This window comes from Yersinia sp. 2540 StPb PI (genome assembly GCF_052217165.1).
In the GTDB taxonomy this organism is placed as follows: Bacteria; Pseudomonadota; Gammaproteobacteria; order Enterobacterales; family Enterobacteriaceae; genus Yersinia; species Yersinia enterocolitica_E.
Map to the genome: position 1 here is coordinate 2,003,436 of NZ_JAZGQC010000001.1, position 20,883 is coordinate 2,024,318.

Here is a 20,883-nt window from a genome sequence, read left to right on the forward strand (position 1 = left end):
CAATTGATTGAAAAGGAAATATACAATGTCATCTAACTACCTAATGATTTCTCGCTACCCTTTAAAGAAAGGGATGGAATCCAAACTCGCAGGGTTATTGCAGTCATCCGCAATGAAAAACTATTATCTTTCGATGCAAGGTGAAGATAAGGAATTGCTGGAATTCAATAGCTACACTGAGATAAGTGAAATTCAGTATGACGAGAATCATCTGAACGATATTCTTGCTGACCTTACGGCACTATTGTCTGGTGATGTAAAACGTGAACTGGTTAAGTATGTTGAAAGCCCGATTGTGTCAGAGAAATCTGTTCCTGACTCTGAATATGTCCAGTTACGACATGTAGAAGTTGTTCCAGAATTTCACTCGCAATATCGTAACTGGCGGGAAAATACAATTTTTAACGTTGTCCGTAGCAATAAGGACAAGATCGAATCTTTTGAAGCTTATCACTCAGTATTTAGTACTCAACCTGGTGTTATGTTTGTTTCATCTTTTTCGGTAGAACCTGAAGAATACATAAAATCATTCACCGATGAAAATTACCAGAGAATAATTCAACAAGCAGGTGATAGATATATCACTGGCGGCAATGACGGCTTGTATACAAAAATTTATCAAAAAATTTCATTTAATTAATGAAAAATGAGGCAGATGAACATGCTAACAAAACAAAAAACAGACCTATTGGTGGTCGGAGATAAGTTCCACGATTTCGCTATGGGTAATGATATTGTTACATTGAGTCAGTTAGACTTAATGACAAAGATTCCATCTAAAGTTTTAGCTAAAAATAATACTTTAGTTGTTGGGCAAGGTGTAAGAAAAGATACTATTAGTAATATATTAGAAAATTATCATCACTATAATAAACAGGTCAGCAATATTGACTTACATATGTTATTACAAGAGAGATATCCACAAGGTAGTAATAGTTATACCCATAAGAAAGAAGAGCATAATATCCTGATCGGCAAAGCCCAAAAGGTCGATAAAGATATTTATAACTTACCACTTATGATTGATGAGCGCTGTGAGTTAATGGGTGATCATCAATCAGGTAAACACTTGCAAGGTATGTTATTAGTTGAGGCATTTAGGCAAACATTTATTGCCGTTACTGAGGAGTTTTATCCGTTCCTCGGTGATATCAAAAAATACTTTGTTATTAATTCACTCAATATTAATTTTTATAATTTTGTTTTCCCAATCGCAGCTAATATTACCTATAAGGTTAATGATATTGATGTTAATGAGCGACGTGAGAAAATAAATTCCACGATAGAAGCATGGCAAAATGATATTTTATGTGCCTCTATGGAAGCAAGTTTTACAGTCTACCCACTCGATATTATCAGTAAGAAAGAGGCTGAACTTGCAGAAAAAGCTATTGGCGACCATTTTATTAAAATAAATTCAAGCAAGGTGATTTCAGAGTAAATATGATGGATAGTAATAAAAAATATATTTACGAATTATCAATTACTACACAAGGGCCACTTTATCCGCCAAGTGAAGTCATCGATAAAAATGGGGATTTTGTGGTTATTGGTACTTTGCCACAAAAGGATAAAAGCCTTTGGGGAATGGCGATTGTTGATAAAGAAACACCTGTCCCCCCATTTGGTAATATAGAACCTTATTTAATTAAGAAAGATTTATCTAGTGCCTCAATAGATGAATTAAGTGATATAGAGCTTTTTACGTTGCCGTTACCGTTGCCTTTAAATAATTACCCAATGGTATTTGCACCGGAACAATGCCCGAAGGCTAACGGAGTGGTTCGAGATAGCTTCTCTCTTAATCAGGCATATATTTCTGATTATCGTGAAAGTGATGGACGAAGGAAAATAGACAAAATAACTTTAGCGGACTGGGTAAAAGCGGAAGGGAAACTAACTGTTACTGTTTTGGATGACAGTAGGTCGGTACGGTTTGATTTCGATTTTAGTCATCTTATTCCTAATAGTTTATATACAGTAATGAGCCTTAGAGAAGATGATTTAAATCCAGATATGCTAACCAGACCTGGACCCCTTGGTATTCCAAATGTATTTATTACTGATGCACATGGATGTGCATCTTATTGGGCTATTTTAGATAATCCATTTCCAGCGAAAGTAAATAAAGAGGCTAATCGTATTATCAATGTAGTCGTGCTTTTTATGAGTTCACAGCAAAGCTATGGCGGAGCAATAGGGCTATATGGATTAGGCGGCGACATTCATGCTCATCTGAAGTTAAAACAGTCAGACTTTCACAATATTACGACACTAGGGTAGATAATTATGCTAATTATTAAGATAACGGCTTGGCCATTTGCTAATGAAAAATCGGCTAGTTTACTTATTGCAGACATCACACGAGTAGTTCATACCCAGCTAGGTTGCCCATTAGATAAAATTACAGTTTATATTGAAGAGGTCTCACCTGCTCGGTGGGGGGATGCCGGTATTGCAGGAAATGACCCTGATTTTAAGGAAAAAAGTCGAAGAATGCGCTATGAGGATGGAGAATAAATATGTGCCGGACTGCGTTTTATGATGTGGATGATACGCTAATAAATATAAAAAGCATGTTTGATTTCTTCCATTTTTGGGCAAGTGAAAATAAATTAGACAGTCAGAAAGAAAAATTTGATTCACAGTTTTCTGTTCTGGCTAGAAAAACGAATAGCCGCGAGGAATTAAATAGAACTTATTATCGTTTTTTTAAAGACGTCCCTTTATTAAAAATTGAAGAGTGTGCAGTTAGCTGGTTCAAAAAAACATTTTCAACTACTGATATATTCATAACTTACACATTAAAAAGTATTCTAGCGCATAGAGTTTTAGGTCATAATATAGTGTTAGTGTCTGGCTCAATGGCTCCGTTATTAAAACCTATCGCTAGGTTATTAGGTGTTACAGATATTCTCTGCACAGAATTAGTCATTGACAATTCAGGAGTAGTAACTGGGGAAATTTTAGGAACGCAAACAATTGGTGATGGTAAAGCTTTTGTTATTAGGCAATATGCCGAAAAAAATAACATTAAGCTATCGACGTGTTTTGCCTATGGGGATGATGTTTCTGATATACCTATGCTTTCCTGTGTTGGCCATCCAGTATGTATTGGTGAGGGAACGAAACTCAGTAATTATGCAGCAGATAATAAATGGCTTACTGTGAGTATTTAATTAACATTACCAGAATGCACATTGTGATAAATGCAATGTTATATTTTAATGATATTTTTTTAGAATAATTTAAAAGGAACTCTCCGTGGAAGACATTGTTATTGTAGGTGCCAAGAGAACAGCCATAGGTTCATTTCAGGGCGGACTGTCTACTGTCCCGGCTACTGAATTAGGTACTACCGTTATAAAAGACTTACTATGTACCTATAAGATTAAAGCTGAAGATATTGACCAAGTTATTATGGGGCAAGTATTAACCGCGGGTTGTGGTCAAAACCCTGCACGTCAGGCTGCATTAAATGCTGGTCTGCCAAATGATGTTTGTGCGCTAACTATTAATAAAGTCTGTGGGTCAGGACTTATTGCAATACAATTGGCTGCTCAGGCTATCCGCAATGGAGATGCTGAAATAATTATTGCCGGAGGGCAAGAGAATATGTCTCTGTCACCACATATTTTATTGTCCTCACGTCAAGGAACTCGTGTTGGTAATAGTAATATCGTTGATTCAATGGTTAATGACGGATTAACGGATGCCTATAAGGGCTATCATATGGGGATCACCGCTGAAAATGTTGCTAGTCAATATAATATTTCGCGTGAGGACCAAGATACATACTCAATACTGTCTCATCGCAAGGCACTGACAGCAATTGAAGAAGGGAAATTCAAAGCTGAGATATCACCTGTTATCGTAATGCATAAAAAAGGCTCACAGGTTATTGATACTGATGAAGGGCCAAGAGTAACTGAGCCTGGCAGGCTAGCAAAGTTAAAACCCGCATTTGATTCTCAAGGAACAGTAACGGCTGGCAATGCATCTTCATTAAATGATGGTGCCGCTGCAGTCATTGTTTGTAGTGCCAGTAAAGCCAAAGAGCTGGGGTTGATACCTTTGGTGAAAATTTCTGCTTTCGCTAATACAGGTATTTGTCCCTCAATCATGGGTGTTGCACCCATTGCAGCAATTACTCAGTGTTTGGATAAGATCAATAAAGATATTTCTCAGATAGATCTCTTTGAATGTAATGAAGCTTTTGCTGCACAGTCGTTAGCCATTAAAAGGGCATTAGCTATCCCGAAAGAGAAGATCAATATTAATGGTGGTGCGATTGCCTTAGGACATCCGATTGGTGCTTCAGGTTGCCGCATTTTGGTTTCACTTATCTATCAACTGAGTGCTCGTAATCTAAAAAATGGAATCGCGGCGTTGTGTGTCGGTGGTGGTGAAGGTTTAGCAATGGCAGTGACACGATTATAGCTACATATATTAAATATCTTTCTGCCTTGATTTTATATTAGAGACTCTTATCTAAGTGAATCGCTGAATCTAAATCTGACTATTGTAGTGAGTTATTATACAGCGGTGCCAAGGAAACTTTGGCATAACTGATAATACCTATCTCTAGCTAAATAGCGAAAGATATTTAATTATTATAAATGAAAGTAATAGGTGTAATTATGCATTCAAATAACATACTCGGAAATAGTAATTCAGACGGCGAGTTTTCTAGCCTGATCATATCGGTTATCGGGGTTATTTTATCGGTAGGTGAAGTTTATATCACACAGCTAATTTTTCAGGAAATATCAGAAAGTTTTCATGTGGCGGTACTAGATGCACGCTATTCATTTAGTGTGTCATGTTTTATTTATGCTATTTCATTTTTTATATTTGGTCCTCTATCTGACAGAGCGTCAGCTAAGTATTTGAGTTTGTTTGGATGCGCAGGTGTTATTTTCTGTTTGATTATTTGCCTTTATATTACAAACTATAATGTTTTTCTTCTCGTTATGGCATTACTTGGATTTTTGCTGCTGCGGTTCCTGCTGCTTTATTTGCTTATACTGCTAAAAATACTGCGGCGGATAGACTCCCACAAGCAATGGGATTAATGATATCGGCATCAATTGTCGGTATCATTTTTAGTCGTAGCATCATTGGTATTTTATCCGATCACTTTTCCTGGCGTACTGCGTTCTCTATGTATGCAGTGCTAGTTCTGATTTCAGCACTGCTGATAATTATTGGGCTAAAAGAAAACTCTACTGTCGAGCGTAATCATAAAAAATTGAGTCATGTTTATATAAATGCAGCAAAAATGCTCACTGATAGAAATATTATTCTGTTTTTATCTTTAGGTTTTCTCCTTTTCTTTAGTTATTTAGGATTGTCTTCATTTCTAACTTACTACCTTAGAGGAATGCCTTTTACTCTATCATCGACAGCCTTGGGTTGGTTGAACTTCGTTGGAATAAGTGCAGTTGGTGGGGCATTTATAAGTGCAAAACTTGCAATGGCTATTGATAAGAAAAAAATTATAATCACATTCTTATGTGGGGTATCTGCGTCTATATTAGTTATTGCCTGTAGCAATAATATTTATATTGTTGCGTTGGGGATTTTTGCTTTATTTATATTCGTTTTTGGTATACAGCCTATTGTTATGTCTATCCTTAACCAATTTGTAGATAGTTCATCTAAAGGAACAGTTTCATCATTATATCTTTTGTCCTGTCTAGCTGGAGGGAGTTTTGGCACATTTGTTCTTGGTTTAGTATGGCATTCGATGAATTGGTTGGGTGTGGTGATAGTCTGTGTTTCGGTATCAGTGATTAATATTATTCTGGCGATTAATTATATTGGGAAGTCTAAAGCCAGTAGTTTTTTTAACCCTATTGAGAGTTCAAAATAAAATCATGTTAAATAAATTAGCTATAGTGACGGGGGCAACGGGTTCCATTGGTAAGGAAATAGCCCGGGGGTTGGTGGAAAACAATTATAAAGTGGTATTGGTCGGGCGCAACGATAACAAATTGGAACGAGTAAAGCAGGAGATAATTAACCAGACGAATAAGCAATCTTATGTTGTTACGCAAAAGATAAATATATCTAGTCAGATCTCTGTGGATCAAGGGGTGGCCTATATTGATGAATATTATGGTCCAATTGATGTACTGATAAATGCAGCAGGGAATGGTGAGCCGACAGATTTTTTCTCTACTACAGAGGATGACTGGCAGGTGACGATGCAGGCAAAGCTTATGGGAACAATCCGAATGACCCAAGCGGTGTCCAGGATGATGTCAAAGTATCAACGCGGGAAAATAATTATTATTAATGGTACTTTCTGCTATGATCCTGATCCACTTTTTATTATTAATAGCACTGTTAATTCAGCATTAGCTGGGTTCACCAAAGCATGTTCAAAGTATTTAGCCGCTGAGAATATCAATTTAAATGCAATTAATCCCTGGATCACTGAGACTGAGTCTTGGAGTCAGACATGCGATAAATTAGCTAAGTTTAAAGCGATTGAAAAAGATGTGTTAGATGCAAATCTACAATCTATGAATCCATATAAGAGATACGCCCGTACTGAAGATATCAATAATGCAATATTATTTTTATTAAGCGAGAAGTCATCATTTATTAATGGTGCCTCATTGAATATCGATGGTGGCGCAACTATTGGTTATTAAAGAATGCTAATAAGGAATTTTTTATGAAAAAATTAAGTGTTTTTTTATTTCTACTGTCTGCTGTTTTTTTTAATGAGGGACTTATGGCTGATTCATCAATTATTTATACGGGATTTAATGCACCTACAGGGATTGCTGTCAACCAACAAGGCGTTGTGTATGTAACTAATTGGTCCGCTGGCTCGATCACTAAAATAAATACTAATGGTAAAAAGGAAGTTTTCGCAGATAATATATCATCTCCTGCGGGCATTACCATTAATCAGAATGGCGATGTCTATGTGTCCTCATATTCTGACAATTACATTCTAAAAATTAGTCCCGAGGGCGTTCAGCAGAAGATATCGACAGGTTACCGAACCCCAACAGGGATTGCATTTTCTAAGTCGGGTAATTTATTGATTACGAATCGGTCATCCGGTGATATATCTTCACTTAATCTAGATACAGGCAGTGTAATAACTCTTGTTACAGGGTTAAATCTTCCTGTGGGGGTTGTTGAACTCAACGATGGAAGTTTAGTCGTGACCCAATATAGCGGTCGGTTAACTCATATCAATAAAGCGGGCGATAAGCGGGAGTTAGGTCATGACTTTATTCGCCCCGGTGTGGGTATTGTTGCTGAGTCGGATGACGTTATTGTCGCTATCGATAATGGTGCGGATGCTGTTAAACGTGTCAATGTCATTTCGGGAAAAACCGAACTATTGGATGATAATTTTAGTGGCGCAGTTGCATTAGCGAAACACGGGAATAGTTATCTCGTAGGTACTTGGAATGACGGAAATATTCATTTAGTGAGATAATTAAGAAAATGGTTCAAGTGTAAAAATTGGATATAGATAGCGAGATTTGATCATTTAAATATAAGGAAATAAAATGAATAATAACGAATTGCCACAGCGAACTTTAGGTTCTCACTTACAGGTATCTGCGATTGGATATGGTGCTATGGGGCTGAGTGAATTCTATGGGCCTAGTGATGAGATTGATTCACTGAAAGTATTGCATACAGCGATAAATGAAGGGGTGACTTTTTTTGATACGGCAGATATGTATGGTCGTGGTCATAATGAATCATTGATTGGGCGCTGTTTGTCTGGTTTGACGGCTAATGATCGTGCAAACTTAACTATCGCCACCAAGTGTGGTATTGATCGCGGAAATAGCGCTGGTTATGAACGAAAAATCAATAATTCTCCTGATTATATAAAGCAAAGTTGTGAATCATCATTAGAACGATTGGGGTTGGAAAAAATCGACCTTTATTACATGCATAGGCTTGATACTGAAACACCTATCGAAGAGACTATGTATACTTTGGCGAACTTAGTCAAAGAGGGTAAAATATTGCATATTGGCCTATGTGAAGTTTCTGTTGATATTCTTCAGCGGGCGCTGTCGGTATTTCCTGTCGACGCTTTGCAAACGGAGTATTCTCTTTGGACTCGGGATATTGAAGATGAAATATTACCATTTCTGAAAAATAATAATATTGGATTGGTACCTTATTCACCACTTGGCCGAGGCTTTTTAACTGGAAAATATACTTCAGTAAACGACTTTTCAGTCGATGACTTCCGGCGTTTCAATCCTCGTTTCTCTGAAGAGAATATGGCCAAGAACCTTGCTATTTTAGAGGCTATTACACCATTAAGTCATAAATATAATTGTAGTCTTGGTCAGATAGCACTTGCCTGGTTATTGGCTCAAAGTGTTAATATCGTACCTATTCCTGGCACGAAAAAAGAACGATATTTAAGAGAGAACGTCGCCTCGTGTCATATTAAATTAGAAGATGCGGATATAAAAATTTTAAATGATATTAAGAATAAACTAGATATATATGGGGAACGGTACACCAGCGAAGGAATGAAAGGAATATCATACTAATTTTACCTTGTGTACTATCATTAGATGTTTGAGAAGGGCATTATTAATAAATACTCTTCTCATTTTTTATCTCTAGCCTAGCCTCCATCTTATTTACCGATAATTTCATATTTCTCCACATGACTAATAAAAGCACGTAAGCGAGCGGGAACATAATTTCTATCTCTAAACATAAGATAAGTTGGTCTAAGCCCACCATGCCACTCCGGTAAGATATGTACCAATTCCCCACGTTCGATAAGTGATGTGACAAATTGAAAAGGAGCCAGACAAATCCCTAAGCTTTTCTTTGCCGCACGGATAACTAACTCGGTATCATCAACCACCATATAGGGAGTGGCTGAAATAAGATACTCACTACCTGATGATTTATTTATTATCTGCCATTCTGTATCTGATTTCGGCATGATCAACTTATGTTGATTAACCAAGTCTTCAGGAATTAACGGGACGGTATTTTTAGAAAGGTATTCTATTGAGGCACAAAAAACATAATGTGAATTCATGATTTTTTTTGCTATCCAGTTGCTGTCCTTCAATTTACCGACTCTAATCGCTGCATCAATATTGAGAGATTCGAGATCAATAACTCGGTTGGTCACCATTAAATCAATGCTGATATCTGGGTACTTCTGCATAAAATCAAAAATACAATTGCCGACCCACTGGTGGGTAAGATTTATTGGCGCGGTTATCACCAATTTTCCCGTTAAGCTATGGTGGTAGTCATCAAGTAATGTTGTTGCTGACAAACATTCAGATAGCGGGCCAACACAGCTATCGTAATACATACGGCCTAAAGGGGTGAGAGTGATCGTTCGGGTTGAGCGATTAAGTAGCCGGCCACCAATGCATTGTTCAAGCTTTGTTATTCGGCGACTTAAGGTAGGCAGGGGGATGTCAGTTATTTCAGATACCTTTGTCAGACTGCCAGCATCGACGACACTTATAAACAGGTTAAGGTCGTCCAGAGAAATTTTATCTTTCATTTTTGAAATTCACCTATTCAATTTCAGCTCTTATCCTCAATAGATGAATATTATAGTATTTAACCCGAGATATAAACATCGCATCATATTTTTAGTGTAAATAAAGGAAAATAACATGAATATATTTATCACTGGTTGTGAAAGTGGAATTGGACAAAGCTTAACAAAACGGATTCTAAAAGATGGACATTCTGTTTTTGCCTGCCATTTTAAAGATATTCCAGAGAAAGAAACTACATTATTAAAAAATAAATACCAAGATAAAATACATTTTATTCAGTTGGATGTTACTCAGCGGGGAGCAGTAGAACAGGCTGTTTTAAATGCTTTAGAGGTTATGAGTTCTATTGATGTACTTATAAATGTTGCAGGTATTGCCTATTTCAGTAGTCCACTAACCACTACGGATTTAGAATGGAAAAATACATTTGATGTTAATGTGAATGGTTATTTTTATCTGACTCGCTCGCTGTTGCCGGTACTGATTAATAGCCCTTCAGCACAAATAATAAATATGTCATCAGTATGGGGTACCAGAGGAAACAAAGATATGTATGCATATTCTGTTTCTAAATATGCAGTTCAAGGTATGACTGATGGGTTACGAGAATATTGCAAACCATTAGGGATTAAAGTAACAAGTATTATATTGGATAAAGTTGATACGTCATTTAGAGAGCTAATGGATGACCATATTAATATTTCAAGGGAACAAAAGAAGAGAATGCTTGCGGCCTCTGATGTTGCTGACACGGTCAGTTATTTATTGAAAACATCCAAAAATGCACTTGCATCTTCTATTGTTCTTGACGCAGTACTTTGGAGATAGTCAGATGAATAAATATCTTGTTTTGCTTTGTGTTGTCCTCTCCACTTTTTTCTGGGGATCGAATTTTAATGTCGCAGCATTAATTGTCAACCACGTTTCTCCTCTGTTAGCTGCAACTGAGAGGTTTGTTATTGCTAGTGTCACTATATTAGCGGTACTTTTGTTACGAGAAAGAAATAGCTGGATTGTCCTGAAAAAGAATTATCTGGCATTTGTCTTACTGGGTCTTTGCGGTATTACAGGTTTTAATTTGGCTTTCTTTATTGGATTACAAACCACTACGCCGATAAATGGCGCGCTTATTATGGCTACCTCGCCAATTACAACTGCGCTTCTTTTCACTCTTTGTGAAAGGCAGAAAATATCACGGGTACAATGTGTCGGCATGCTGATCAGTTTATTAGGTGTTTTATTGGTTATCAGTAAAGGTTCTATTAGTAACCTACTTAATATGGAGTTTAATCAAGGGGATATGATTATCTTACTTGGGAATATTGCATGGGCTGCTTATACTGTTGGCTGCCGTAAATACACTGTAGGTGCTACCCCCTTGCAAATAACCAGTTTTACGATGCTGTTTGGTACGTTAGGTATCGTTATGTTTGCTTATTACACTGAAGGTACATTCAGTGGATTGTATAATATTTCTGCATTTAATCATGGCGCATTAATTTACATGGGAATTGCAGGGTCGGTATTGGCCTATTTATTCTGGAATGTGGGTATTAAGAATTTAGGCGCGGCTAATACGGCTGTTTTCTTCAACCTCGTACCGGTATTTACCATGATATTAGCTATTTTTAATCATATTTTACCTACGGGATTGCAGTTATCAGGTGCTGTTTTGGTCATCGCGGGTGTTATTTGTGCAACCCAGTCTTATAAAATGTTTTTTCGCCGCAAGCCATTAACAACACCGAATGTTGGCTCCGCGTGAGAAGTGAATAGTTTAATTAAGGACACGAGGCAGTCGCCACTCGTGTCCGGGAAACTCCGCAACCAGCGGTAACCCCCAGAGTCAGAATCGCTATTTGGGGGTAACTCATTGATTAAAATCTCAACTCTTCTTAACGAACTCTGATTTCAACTTCATTGGACCAAACCCATCAATTTTACAATCGATATTGTGATCCCCTTCAACCAGGCGGATGCCTTTCACTTTGGTGCCAATTTTCAGCGTTGAAGAACTGCCTTTTACTTTCAGGTCTTTAACAACAGTTACTGAGTCACCGTCAGCCAACAAATTACCGTTGGCATCGCGCACCACCAGGTCGTCCTGGCCGGTGGCTGAAGGGCTATTTTCCGACCACTCATGACCACACTCCGGGCAATTCAGTTGTTCACCTTCTTGCCATGTAAATTCAGAACTACATTTTGGACAGTTTGGTAAATCCTGCACGTTAACCTCTTGAAATTTAATTGAATAAATATAAAAAAGTGACAAATAACAGTCTGCTATATTGATGTTCACATATTTTACACTTTTTATCGCATTAAAGAATAGCCAGGTGGCCAGTAACCCAGGTAAATAATCACGGGTGTATCGGTGTAGCCATCTTTGAATCCTGCCACGTGATGGCATTTTTTATGGTTTAGATGATATAAGGATGATTGGCTGAACTAAGGGGATTTTATTAAAAATTGTCGGTATACCCTGTTACCACCTGTTAGTGGAACAGTGATAACTGAATCCCGCTTACTTTTGCCCTAAGCGCCGATGTTGTTCAAGTTCATAGTCGATAAAAGCATGGATCATCGTCCGGTAAACTTTCTCTATGATCTCTTCTGCTAATCCCGCTTTGCTGGCTTCTGCTGTGACACGATCTATTACCATCTGCACCCGATCTGGCGCCCGTACTGCGTTCTGATCCTGCTTAAATGCGGCGGCCGCTTTTACACATTGGCTCCGTTGCGCGATTAACGCGACAATTTGCGAATCTATGCCATCAATAGCCGCTCTGATATCCTCGATCGAAGAGAAATGCATTAGTTGTACCTCTTTGCTAGTACGAAATTATCACGTTAACACAGTGGTTAAGTTGGTGCTATTCAGAGGGGGGCGGAGTGTCTTTGGCTGCCTTATCACCATTTTTCGGTTGATGGGTCATATCACTGCGGATCTGCGCATGGCTTATCAGGGCAAAAATAAAAGTACCGCCGATAATGTTGCCTGCCAATGTTGGAATAGCGAACGGATAAATAAATTGCTGCCAGGGTAATGAGCCATTAAATACCAGATAGAAGATTTCGACCGAACCAACCACAATATGGGTAAGGTCGCATAGCGCCACTAAATAGGTCATCAGGAAAATGACCCAGATCTTAGCGCCTCCTGCTGATGGCATCATCCATACCATAGTGGCAATGATCCAACCGGAAAATATGCCGTTAGCAAACATCTCAGATGGCGAATTCTCCATCACCCCTTGTGCCAGAGTGACAAATGATGCGCGTGTCGACTCATCAAACACCGGCATATGGATAAAGGAATAGGCCGCAATTCCTGTACCGATAAGGTTGCCCAGTAGCACCAACCCCCATAGGCGAAATAACAGAAGAAAGTTTTGCCCACTCGGTTTTTGCATGATGGGCAGTACCGCGGTCACGGTATTTTCGGTAAATAGCTGTTGGCGGGCCATAATGACAATAATAAAACCAAAGGTATAACCGACATTCTCCAGCAGGAAACTTGCCGGTGAGTCAGGTAGTTTTGCGTGAAAAATGCCTTTGGCAATAAGCGATGCCCCCATTGAAAGGCCGGCAGCAATGGCGGACCACAGCAGTGCAAAGCTGTCGCGCTCTAACTCTTTTTGCCCCTCGAGGCGGATCAATTCATGGATTGCGGCTGCTTTTGAGGGAAGTTCCTTCTCATTTATTTCTATCTCTTTTCCCTGCTTTTGTTCCTCACTTTCCACTTTCAATTCACCCTTATTCTGCGACAGTTTTTCATCATTCATAGGGATTTCCCGGTTGGTAGATAAATAATTGTGGTGGTTGGAACACAAAAAATAAGGGAAGGCCGACATAATAAGCGTAGTCGCTATTTATTATTCTTGGGCTAATGGTGAGTTGTTAGTGGGTCTTTGTTGGGGGGAGTAAAATAGCCATCAGAAGAGGGGGAAAAGTAACCAAACGTTAATCTTGTTGGTTTTTTCTACAGAAATTTGATCTTATACCGAATAATACCTCTATAAGGGTAGGGTCAGGGTTAGACCCACGCTACGTAAGGATTAAGCCTTATGTTATCATTCGGTTTTCCTGAAACAACAATCCTACGATGGAAACCAATCCTTCATGTTGGAAGCTAAAAACCTGACCTGCATCCGAGATGAGCGAAGCTTGTTCCAACAGTTAAGCTTTTGTGTGGCTGCTGGGGAGATAGTGCAGGTTGAGGGGCAAAATGGTGCAGGTAAAACCAGTCTGTTGCGGATTTTAGCCGGACTGGCCGATGCAGATGAAGGGCAGGTGAGCTGGTTGGGGGCGAATATTCGCCGAGATCGCGCTAAATATCATCAGGATTTATTGTTTTTAGGCCATCAACCGGGAGTTAAGTCGGTACTGACGCCTTTTGAAAATCTGGCGTTTTATCAGTCGGTGTTACAAAAGGTCGATAGCGCCGCAATCTGGCAGGCTTTGTCTCAGGTCGGGTTGGTGGGTTATGAAGATTTACCGGTATCTCAATTATCGGCTGGGCAGCAACGGCGCGTGGCCTTGGCCCGTTTGTGGTTGAGCAAGGCTCCACTATGGATTCTGGATGAACCGTTGACCGCGATTGATAAGCAGGGGGTTGCTACCCTGTTAGATCTGTTTGTTGAGCATGCAGCTAACGGTGGCATGGTACTGCTTACCACACATCAGGATCTGAACGGTGTTGGTCAGAGTGTGCGTAAAATCCGTTTAACCAACACGCAGGAGAATTAATGTTTATCAGCGTGTTGCGTCGTGAATTAAAAATAGCCTTTAGAAAAGGGGCAGAGATAGTTAACCCGCTCTGGTTTTTTCTGATTGTCATCACACTGTTTCCGTTAGGGATAGGCCCAGAACCGCAATTATTGGCGCGTATTGCACCGGGGATTGTCTGGGTGGCGGCATTGCTTGCATCGTTACTCTCTTTGGAGCGGCTATTTCGCGATGATTTCTACGATGGCTCCCTTGAACAGTTGTTGTTATTACCCGCGCCACTGGCACTCACGGTGTTAGGCAAAGTGTGTGCTCACTGGGTCGTTACCGGATTACCTTTGCTTATTTTATCTCCGCTGGTCGCTCTGTTGCTGTCTCTTGATAGTAATACCGCGATTGCCATGGCGCTCACGCTGCTGTTGGGGACGCCAACCTTAAGTTTTATCGGGGCTATTGGTGTGGCACTGACGGTGGGGTTACGCAAGGGAGGGGTGCTGCTGAGTTTATTGGTGTTGCCGCTGTATATCCCGGTGCTGATATTTGCTACTGCGGCCATTGATGCGGCTTCTATGTCACTGCCGATTGATGGGTATCTGGCGATTTTGGGGGCAATGCTCGCGGGGAGTGTAACACTTGCGCCTTTTGCCACCGCCGCTGCATTGAGAGTGAGTGTGCACTAGCAGTTGAATGCCACTCAGAAGGTAACAATTTCTTAAAAGAAGCCTGTAGTTAAAATATAAGAATTTTCAGAAGCTTAAGCGCGGTAGCCAACGCAGTCAGAGCAGATTGTGCGCCGTACCCTGCGCCGGCATTGCCGCTGAGTGATGCCTGTCCAATTTTACTGTGAGCAATGAAAAATGTGGAAATGGTTTCATCAATTCGCTAAACCCGAGCGACTCTATACGCTGTGTGGTCGGTTTGTCCCGTGGCTGGGTATTGCTGCTGTGGTCTGTTTGATGGTGGGCTGGGTGTGGGGATTTGGTTTCGCCCCCTCTGATTATCAGCAAGGCAACAGTTTCCGTATCATTTACTTGCATGTTCCGGCGGCGATCTGGTCGATGGGGATCTATATGTCGATGGCGATTGCGGCACTTGTTGGCCTGGTCTGGCAAATGAAAATGTCTGATAACGTCGTAGCCGCCATGGCGCCGGTCGGCGCGGTGTTTACCTTTATTGCCTTGGTCACCGGTTCTATCTGGGGTAAACCGATGTGGGGAACCTGGTGGATTTGGGATGCGCGATTGACCTCTGAGTTAGTGTTGCTATTCCTCTATCTTGGCGTGATTGCGCTGTATAACGCATTTGACGACCGCAAGTTGGCCGGGCGGGCTGCGGGTATTTTGGTGCTGGTCGGTGTGGTCAATATTCCAATCATTCATTTCTCCGTGGTGTGGTGGAACACCTTGCATCAAGGTTCCACTAACATGCAACAAAGCATTGATCCAAGTATGCGTTCGCCGTTACGTTGGGCGATTTTTGGCTATTTGTTGTGCTTTATTACTCTGACATTAATGCGCCTGCGCAACTTGATTTTGCAGCAAGAGCGCCATCGCCCTTGGGTAAGCGCCCTATTGCGTAAGGAGCCACGTCTATGAATCCGGCCTTTAACTCTTGGGCGGCATTTTTCGCCATGGGCGGCTATGCCTTTTATGTCTGGCTGGCGGTGGCGGTTACTTTGCTGTCTCTGCTTAGTTTGTGGGGACATACGCTGTGGCAGCACAAACAATTATTAGCGGATATTCAGCGTCGTCAGGCGCGGGAACTGCGCATTCGGCAGGCAAATCAGACTCAGCATTCCGTCCGTTCGCAGGAGAAACAGCAGTGAACCCACGTAGAAAAAGTCGGCTCTATCTGGCGATGGTGGTTTTGATCGGTATCGGTCTGACCACCACTCTGGTGTTGTACGCACTGCGTGCCAATATCGATCTGTTCTATACCCCTGGCGAAATCTTGCAGGGTAAAGGGGAGCGCCACGAGAAGCCGGAAATAGGTCAGCGTTTACGTATCGGCGGCATGGTGATGCCGGGGTCGGTGAAACGTGATGATAAGACGCTGGAAATGAGTTTCAAGGTTTATGATGCGCGCGGCGCAATCACCGTCACTTATACCGGCATTTTACCGGACCTGTTCCGCGAGGGGCAGGGGGTGGTAGCGCAAGGTGTATTCGCTGAGGGCAATACGGTAAATGCGAAAGAAGTGCTGGCAAAGCATGATGAAAAATACACACCACCAGAAGTAAAAGAGGCGATGAAAGAAAACCACACCCGTCCCGCAGAGGCTTACAGTAGCACTAAGCGTGAGGATAATGCCTCATGATGCCTGAAATGGGGAGTTTTCTGTTATGCCTGGCACTGGCTATCTCGCTATTGCTGAGTTTGTATCCGCAATGGGGCGCTGCGCGTCAAGATGCCCGTATGATGGCGGTTGGCAGACCCTTGACGTACGGTATGTTCGCTACCATCGCACTGTCATTTATATGTCTGGTGTATGCGTTTGTGGTGAATGATTTCACTGTCTCCTATGTGGCGGCGAACTCAAATTCACACCTGCCGGTTTATTATCGTATTGCGGCGACCTGGGGCGCACATGAGGGATCGCTGCTGCTGTGGGTGTTGCTGCTAAGTTGCTGGTCGCTGGCTGTTGCGCTCTTTAGCCGTTCAATGCCGGATGATGCGGTAGCCCGAGTACTGTCGGTGCTGGGGATGATTACCGGCGGTTTCCTGTTGTTTATTATTCTGACGTCAAATCCGTTTACCCGCACCTTGCCGGACTTCCCAATTGACGGTAATGATTTAAATCCGTTGTTGCAGGATGTCGGGTTGATTTTCCATCCGCCACTGCTTTATATGGGTTATGTGGGGTTCTCGGTAGCTTTTGCTTTCGCGATAGCTTCCTTAATGGCTGGCCGACTTGATAGTGCCTGGGCGCGCTGGTCACGGCCGTGGACTCAAGCGGCATGGGTGTTCCTGACCATGGGGATCGTGCTCGGTTCGGCGTGGGCCTATTATGAATTAGGCTGGGGCGGCTGGTGGTTCTGGGATCCGGTTGAGAATGCCTCGTTTATGCCTTGGCTGGCAGGTACGGCGTTAATTCACTCACTGGCAGTGACCGAAAAACGTGGCACATTCAAAGCGTGGACGGTATTGCTGGCGATTACGGCATTCTCTCTATGCCTAATGGGCACCTTCCTGGTGCGTTCCGGCGTATTGGTTTCGGTGCACTCTTTTGCCTCTGATCCGGCTCGTGGCATGTTTATTCTGGCTTATCTGGTGATTGTTATCGGTGGCTCATTGCTACTGTATGCAGTTAAAGGCGCACAAGTGCGCAGCCGTACTCAGCATGAGGTGTTCTCACGCGAGACTTTCCTGCTCGGTAATAATGTGCTGCTGATCGCCGCAATGTTGGTGGTGCTTCTGGGGACTTTGTTGCCATTGGTGCACAAGCAACTGGGACTGGGCAGTATTTCAATCGGCGAACCGTTCTTTAATACCATGTTTACCTGGTTGATGGCCCCAATGGCACTGTTGATGGGGATCGGGCCGTTAGTGCGTTGGCGTCGTGATGAGCCGAGCAAACTCTGGAAACGCCTCAGTGTGGCTCTGGTCATCACTTTGTTGTTGTCGATATTGGTACCCTGGCTGCTGCAAGACACTATTGCCGGTATGACCGTGGTCGGTTTGATGATGTCTATCTGGGTCATTATCCTGACATTGATGGAGTTGCATGAGCGAGCAACTCACCGCCATGGTTTTTGGCGTGGTTTAACGCACTTATCTCGCAGTCACTGGGGCATGGTGTTGGGGCATTTGGGTGTGGCGGTGACGGTGATCGGTATTGCCTTTAGCCAAAATTACAGTGTTGAGCGTGATGTACGCATGAAGGCTGGTGATAGCATCGATATTCACGATTATCACTTCGTGTTCCGCGATGTTCACGATATCAAAGGATCGAACTATACCGGCGGTGTTGGCATTATTGATGTCACCCGTCATGGTAAACCTGAAGCCACCTTACATGCGGAGAAACGTTATTACAGTGTGGCCCGTTCTATGATGACTGAAGCCGCTATTGATGGTGGCTTCAGCCGTGATCTCTACGCCGCACTGGGTGAAGAACTGGATGACGGGTCATGGGCGGTGCGCTTGTATTACAAACCTTTTGTCCGCTGGATCTGGTTCGGTGGGGTATTTATGGCTATCGGCGGCATCTTCTGCATGCTTGATCCGCGCTATCGGATGAGCAAAAAGTTAAAGCGCAGTGCTGCATCGGAGGCTGAATAATGAAATCTCACTTTTCATTCAATAAGCTGATGTTTATTCCGTTGGTACTGTTTTTACTGCTGGTTGTGGCCTTTTTAGTGCAATTGACTCGCAATGCTAATGGCGAGGATCCGACGATGTTGGAGTCCGCGCTGATTGGTAAACCGGTGCCAACGTTCAAGCTTGAATCGCTTGAGCAACCGGGGAAAACCTTTGATCAGGCAGTATTACATGATGGTAAGCCGATGTTACTTAATGTCTGGGCAACCTGGTGTCCGACGTGCCGCGCTGAGCATCAATATCTGAATAAGCTGGCGGCCCAAGGCATCCGTGTGGTGGGCTTGAACTATAAAGATGATCGTGTCAAAGCGGTGCAATGGCTCAATGCACTGGGTAATCCTTACGCGCTGAGTTTGTATGATGGTGATGGCATGTTAGGGCTGGATCTGGGGGTTTATGGTGCGCCGGAAACTTTTCTGATCGACGGGCAGGGTATTATCCGTTATCGCCATGCCGGTGATCTGAACGATCGCGTCTGGCTGCAAGAAATTCTGCCGTTGTATAAGAAGTATCAGGGGGGCGCATGAGATTACTAAGCCTGATCTTCGGCCTTATGCTGAGTTGGAGTTTGTTTGCCGCCATCGATACCTACACCTTTAAATCTGAGGCACAAGAGCAGCAGTATCGGGAACTGACCGAACAACTGCGCTGCCCTAAATGTCAGAACAACAGCATTGCCGACTCCAACGCGATTATTGCTGCTGATATGCGTGCCAAAGTGTATGAACTGATGCAGCAGGGTAATTCCAAACAGCAAGTCATTGACTATATGGTGGCCCGCTACGGCAACTTCGTCACTTACGAGCCGCCGGTGACGGCTGCAACGCTGATTCTGTGGGTGGGGCCGGCTCTGTTTGTGCTATTTGGGGCCGTAGTGGTGATATTACGTGCACGGCGACGAGTGGAGAAAGAGACCCCACTGTCGGCGCAGGAACAGCAACGGTTACACCATCTGCTCGCCGAACATGCTCGCGGTGTGGAAAAATCGACGGTGGTGCAACACAGCATCGCGACTAAACACGCGAAGACAAACAGGAAACAACCATAATGGCTTTTTGGCTGATAGTGATCATTTTGCTGGCGGTCGCGGGTGCCTTGTTGGTTATACCTGCCATGCGGCAAGACACGGATTCACCGACGACCACCCGGGATGAATTGAACAAGGCTATTTATCAGGATCGGTTATCTGAACTGGCAGAAGATGAAGCGCAAGGCGTGGTAGAACAGCGACCTGAACTGATTCAGGAACTGCAACAAAACCTGCTGACAGATATCCCCCAACAACCGGATGAGGAGATAAGCCCGATTAACCGCTGGGTGTTACTGCCCGGGGTGGTGATACTGGTGGTGGTCGCCGTGGGGTTATACCTAAAAACCGGTGGTTTGGCTCAGGTGCAGGCATGGCATCAGGTTGTTGCACAAATGCCCGAATTACGTGCCAGAGTTGCCAATGAGCGGGCGGAGCCTTTGAGTATGGAAGAGGTAGCACGTTTAGGGCTGGGCTTGCGTACTTCTTTGCAGCAAGATATTGCTAACGTCAATGATTGGATGATGCTTGGCCGGGTGGGGATGGCACTGAATAATGCCACTACCGCAACCCAAGCTTTTGCTAAAGCTTATCAGCTTGCGCCCGATAATGAAGATGTCAGACTCGGTTATGCTGAGGTGCTGACACGTTCCAACGATCCACAAGATAATCAGCTGGCAACTCAGATGTTGCGAACGATGGTTGGACAGGATCATACCAATCTGCGCGCCATGAGTTTATTAGCTTTTAATGCTTTTGAGCAGGGTGACTTTAAACAAGCCATTGGTGCATGGGAAGTTATGCTAAAATTGCTGCCTGCTGGCGATTCCCGCATAGAAGTGATAAAACGCAGTATCCAGCAAGCCAAATCACAGGCTGGGCAGGAAACAGCTACACTGGGAATAGAGGTTTCACTCTCCTCTGATGCCGCTCAGAAATTACCTCAGCAGGGAACCCTGATTATATCGGTAACCGATGGAGCAAACCCGGTACCGGTTGCCGTCAAACAACTGCCTGTGAGCCGATTCCCGTTATCAGTAACGTTGGATGACAGTAATGCAATGATGCCAGAGCGTTTGCTCTCTTCGTTGTCTCAGGTGAAAGTGCGGGCACGTCTCTCGCAAGATGGTACGGCCAATCCGCAATCAGGTGACTGGTTTGGTGAGAGCAGCGTGCAGAGTTTCGGTGGGACAGCAAAGCCACAAACAATTAATGTACAGATAAACAAACAGATCCCTTAAGCGTAAGGGGCTGGACAGAATTT

General features: G+C 42.7%; 26 protein-coding genes. 22 read left to right on the forward strand and 4 right to left on the reverse strand.

Annotation, left to right across the window (positions count from 1 at the left end):
- The first annotated feature begins 25 nt into the window (after positions 1 to 25).
- The 11 genes from V1956_RS09090 to V1956_RS09140 all read left to right on the forward strand — a co-directional run bounded on the left by V1956_RS09090 (position 26) and on the right by V1956_RS09140 (position 8,555).
- On the forward strand, positions 26 to 640 hold the full coding sequence (locus V1956_RS09090) for a hypothetical protein (protein ID WP_420072416.1): 615 nt from the start codon (positions 26 to 28) through the stop codon (positions 638 to 640).
- Between the two features lie 21 nt (positions 641 to 661).
- Positions 662 to 1,441, forward strand: a complete 780-nt coding sequence (locus V1956_RS09095) for an AfsA-related hotdog domain-containing protein (RefSeq protein ID WP_442825038.1) — start codon at positions 662 to 664, stop codon at positions 1,439 to 1,441.
- A 2-nt stretch (positions 1,442 to 1,443) separates the two neighbouring features.
- Positions 1,444 to 2,283: a hypothetical protein gene (locus tag V1956_RS09100; RefSeq protein WP_442825039.1), complete on the forward strand. Its 840-nt coding sequence runs from the start codon at positions 1,444 to 1,446 to the stop codon at positions 2,281 to 2,283.
- Between the two features lie 6 nt (positions 2,284 to 2,289).
- On the forward strand, positions 2,290 to 2,520 hold the full coding sequence (locus V1956_RS09105; protein ID WP_442825040.1) for a tautomerase family protein: 231 nt from the start codon (positions 2,290 to 2,292) through the stop codon (positions 2,518 to 2,520).
- Positions 2,521 to 2,522: 2 nt separating this feature from the next.
- On the forward strand, positions 2,523 to 3,179 hold the full coding sequence (locus V1956_RS09110; RefSeq protein WP_442825041.1) for an HAD family hydrolase: 657 nt from the start codon (positions 2,523 to 2,525) through the stop codon (positions 3,177 to 3,179).
- 85 nt (positions 3,180 to 3,264) lie between these two features.
- On the forward strand, positions 3,265 to 4,440 hold the full coding sequence (locus tag V1956_RS09115) for an acetyl-CoA C-acetyltransferase (RefSeq protein WP_372559523.1): 1,176 nt from the start codon (positions 3,265 to 3,267) through the stop codon (positions 4,438 to 4,440).
- Positions 4,441 to 4,640: 200 nt separating this feature from the next.
- Positions 4,641 to 5,075 (forward strand): hypothetical protein, encoded by a 435-nt coding sequence (locus V1956_RS09120; protein ID WP_442825042.1) that lies wholly within the window; start codon positions 4,641 to 4,643, stop codon positions 5,073 to 5,075.
- Positions 4,988 to 5,875: an MFS transporter gene (locus V1956_RS09125; protein ID WP_442825796.1), complete on the forward strand. Its 888-nt coding sequence runs from the start codon at positions 4,988 to 4,990 to the stop codon at positions 5,873 to 5,875. The genes V1956_RS09120 and V1956_RS09125 overlap by 88 nt, the downstream gene beginning before the upstream one ends.
- 4 nt (positions 5,876 to 5,879) lie before the next feature.
- Entirely contained in the window at positions 5,880 to 6,662 is a 783-nt protein-coding gene (locus V1956_RS09130) for an SDR family NAD(P)-dependent oxidoreductase (RefSeq protein ID WP_442825043.1), read from the forward strand.
- A gap of 23 nt (positions 6,663 to 6,685) precedes the next feature.
- Complete coding sequence (locus V1956_RS09135; protein ID WP_442825044.1) at positions 6,686 to 7,468, forward strand: Vgb family protein; 783 nt, start codon at positions 6,686 to 6,688, stop codon at positions 7,466 to 7,468.
- A gap of 88 nt (positions 7,469 to 7,556) precedes the next feature.
- Positions 7,557 to 8,555, forward strand: coding sequence for an aldo/keto reductase (locus V1956_RS09140; protein ID WP_442825797.1), 999 nt, complete (start codon positions 7,557 to 7,559; stop codon positions 8,553 to 8,555).
- A gap of 89 nt (positions 8,556 to 8,644) precedes the next feature.
- Here the strand turns inward: V1956_RS09140 and V1956_RS09145 are convergent, their stop codons facing one another.
- Positions 8,645 to 9,544: a LysR family transcriptional regulator gene (locus V1956_RS09145; protein ID WP_372559520.1), complete on the reverse strand. Its 900-nt coding sequence runs from the start codon at positions 9,542 to 9,544 to the stop codon at positions 8,645 to 8,647.
- Positions 9,545 to 9,659: 115 nt separating this feature from the next.
- Here V1956_RS09145 and V1956_RS09150 point away from each other — a divergent pair, with 115 nt between their 5' ends.
- Both V1956_RS09150 and V1956_RS09155 read left to right on the forward strand, forming a co-directional pair.
- Positions 9,660 to 10,373 carry an SDR family oxidoreductase gene (locus tag V1956_RS09150; RefSeq protein ID WP_372559519.1) on the forward strand — a complete coding sequence of 238 codons (714 nt, stop codon included), beginning with the start codon at positions 9,660 to 9,662 and terminating at the stop codon, positions 10,371 to 10,373.
- Positions 10,374 to 10,377: 4 nt separating this feature from the next.
- Positions 10,378 to 11,310 (forward strand): DMT family transporter, encoded by a 933-nt coding sequence (locus V1956_RS09155; protein WP_442825045.1) that lies wholly within the window; start codon positions 10,378 to 10,380, stop codon positions 11,308 to 11,310.
- Positions 11,311 to 11,430: 120 nt separating this feature from the next.
- Here the strand turns inward: V1956_RS09155 and V1956_RS09160 are convergent, their stop codons facing one another.
- The 3 genes from V1956_RS09160 to V1956_RS09170 form a co-directional block, all read right to left on the reverse strand.
- Positions 11,431 to 11,772 (reverse strand): zinc ribbon domain-containing protein YjdM, encoded by a 342-nt coding sequence (locus V1956_RS09160; RefSeq protein WP_083158195.1) that lies wholly within the window; start codon positions 11,770 to 11,772, stop codon positions 11,431 to 11,433.
- 297 nt (positions 11,773 to 12,069) lie between these two features.
- Complete coding sequence (locus V1956_RS09165) at positions 12,070 to 12,360, reverse strand: chorismate mutase (protein WP_372559517.1); 291 nt, start codon at positions 12,358 to 12,360, stop codon at positions 12,070 to 12,072.
- A 58-nt stretch (positions 12,361 to 12,418) separates the two neighbouring features.
- On the reverse strand, positions 12,419 to 13,330 hold the full coding sequence (locus V1956_RS09170; protein WP_083158197.1) for a formate/nitrite transporter family protein: 912 nt from the start codon (positions 13,328 to 13,330) through the stop codon (positions 12,419 to 12,421).
- Between the two features lie 337 nt (positions 13,331 to 13,667).
- On the opposite strand from V1956_RS09170, the gene ccmA reads away from it, so the two are divergent.
- From ccmA to ccmI, 9 genes are all read left to right on the forward strand, one after another.
- Complete coding sequence (gene ccmA, locus V1956_RS09175; RefSeq protein ID WP_083158198.1) at positions 13,668 to 14,294, forward strand: cytochrome c biogenesis heme-transporting ATPase CcmA; 627 nt, start codon at positions 13,668 to 13,670, stop codon at positions 14,292 to 14,294.
- A complete protein-coding gene (gene ccmB, locus V1956_RS09180; RefSeq protein ID WP_083158199.1) occupies positions 14,294 to 14,953 on the forward strand; it encodes a heme exporter protein CcmB in 660 nt (219 codons plus the stop codon). The genes ccmA and ccmB overlap by 1 nt, the downstream gene beginning before the upstream one ends.
- Before the next feature lie 177 nt (positions 14,954 to 15,130).
- The gene (locus tag V1956_RS09185) at positions 15,131 to 15,868 is read left to right on the forward strand and encodes a heme ABC transporter permease (protein WP_442825046.1); all 738 of its coding nucleotides are present in this window, start codon (positions 15,131 to 15,133) and stop codon (positions 15,866 to 15,868) included.
- Entirely contained in the window at positions 15,865 to 16,098 is a 234-nt protein-coding gene (gene ccmD, locus V1956_RS09190) for a heme exporter protein CcmD (RefSeq protein ID WP_372559515.1), read from the forward strand. The genes V1956_RS09185 and ccmD overlap by 4 nt, the downstream gene beginning before the upstream one ends.
- Entirely contained in the window at positions 16,095 to 16,589 is a 495-nt protein-coding gene (ccmE, locus tag V1956_RS09195; RefSeq protein WP_372559514.1) for a cytochrome c maturation protein CcmE, read from the forward strand. The genes ccmD and ccmE overlap by 4 nt, the downstream gene beginning before the upstream one ends.
- Positions 16,586 to 18,553 carry a heme lyase CcmF/NrfE family subunit gene (locus tag V1956_RS09200; protein WP_372559513.1) on the forward strand — a complete coding sequence of 656 codons (1,968 nt, stop codon included), beginning with the start codon at positions 16,586 to 16,588 and terminating at the stop codon, positions 18,551 to 18,553. Before ccmE ends, V1956_RS09200 begins: the two co-directional genes overlap by 4 nt.
- The gene (locus V1956_RS09205) at positions 18,553 to 19,119 is read left to right on the forward strand and encodes a DsbE family thiol:disulfide interchange protein (protein ID WP_083158204.1); all 567 of its coding nucleotides are present in this window, start codon (positions 18,553 to 18,555) and stop codon (positions 19,117 to 19,119) included. Before V1956_RS09200 ends, V1956_RS09205 begins: the two co-directional genes overlap by 1 nt.
- Positions 19,116 to 19,640: a cytochrome c-type biogenesis protein gene (locus V1956_RS09210; protein WP_372559512.1), complete on the forward strand. Its 525-nt coding sequence runs from the start codon at positions 19,116 to 19,118 to the stop codon at positions 19,638 to 19,640. The genes V1956_RS09205 and V1956_RS09210 overlap by 4 nt, the downstream gene beginning before the upstream one ends.
- Positions 19,640 to 20,860: a c-type cytochrome biogenesis protein CcmI gene (gene ccmI, locus V1956_RS09215; RefSeq protein ID WP_420071307.1), complete on the forward strand. Its 1,221-nt coding sequence runs from the start codon at positions 19,640 to 19,642 to the stop codon at positions 20,858 to 20,860. The genes V1956_RS09210 and ccmI overlap by 1 nt, the downstream gene beginning before the upstream one ends.
- Positions 20,861 to 20,883 lie beyond the last annotated feature (23 nt).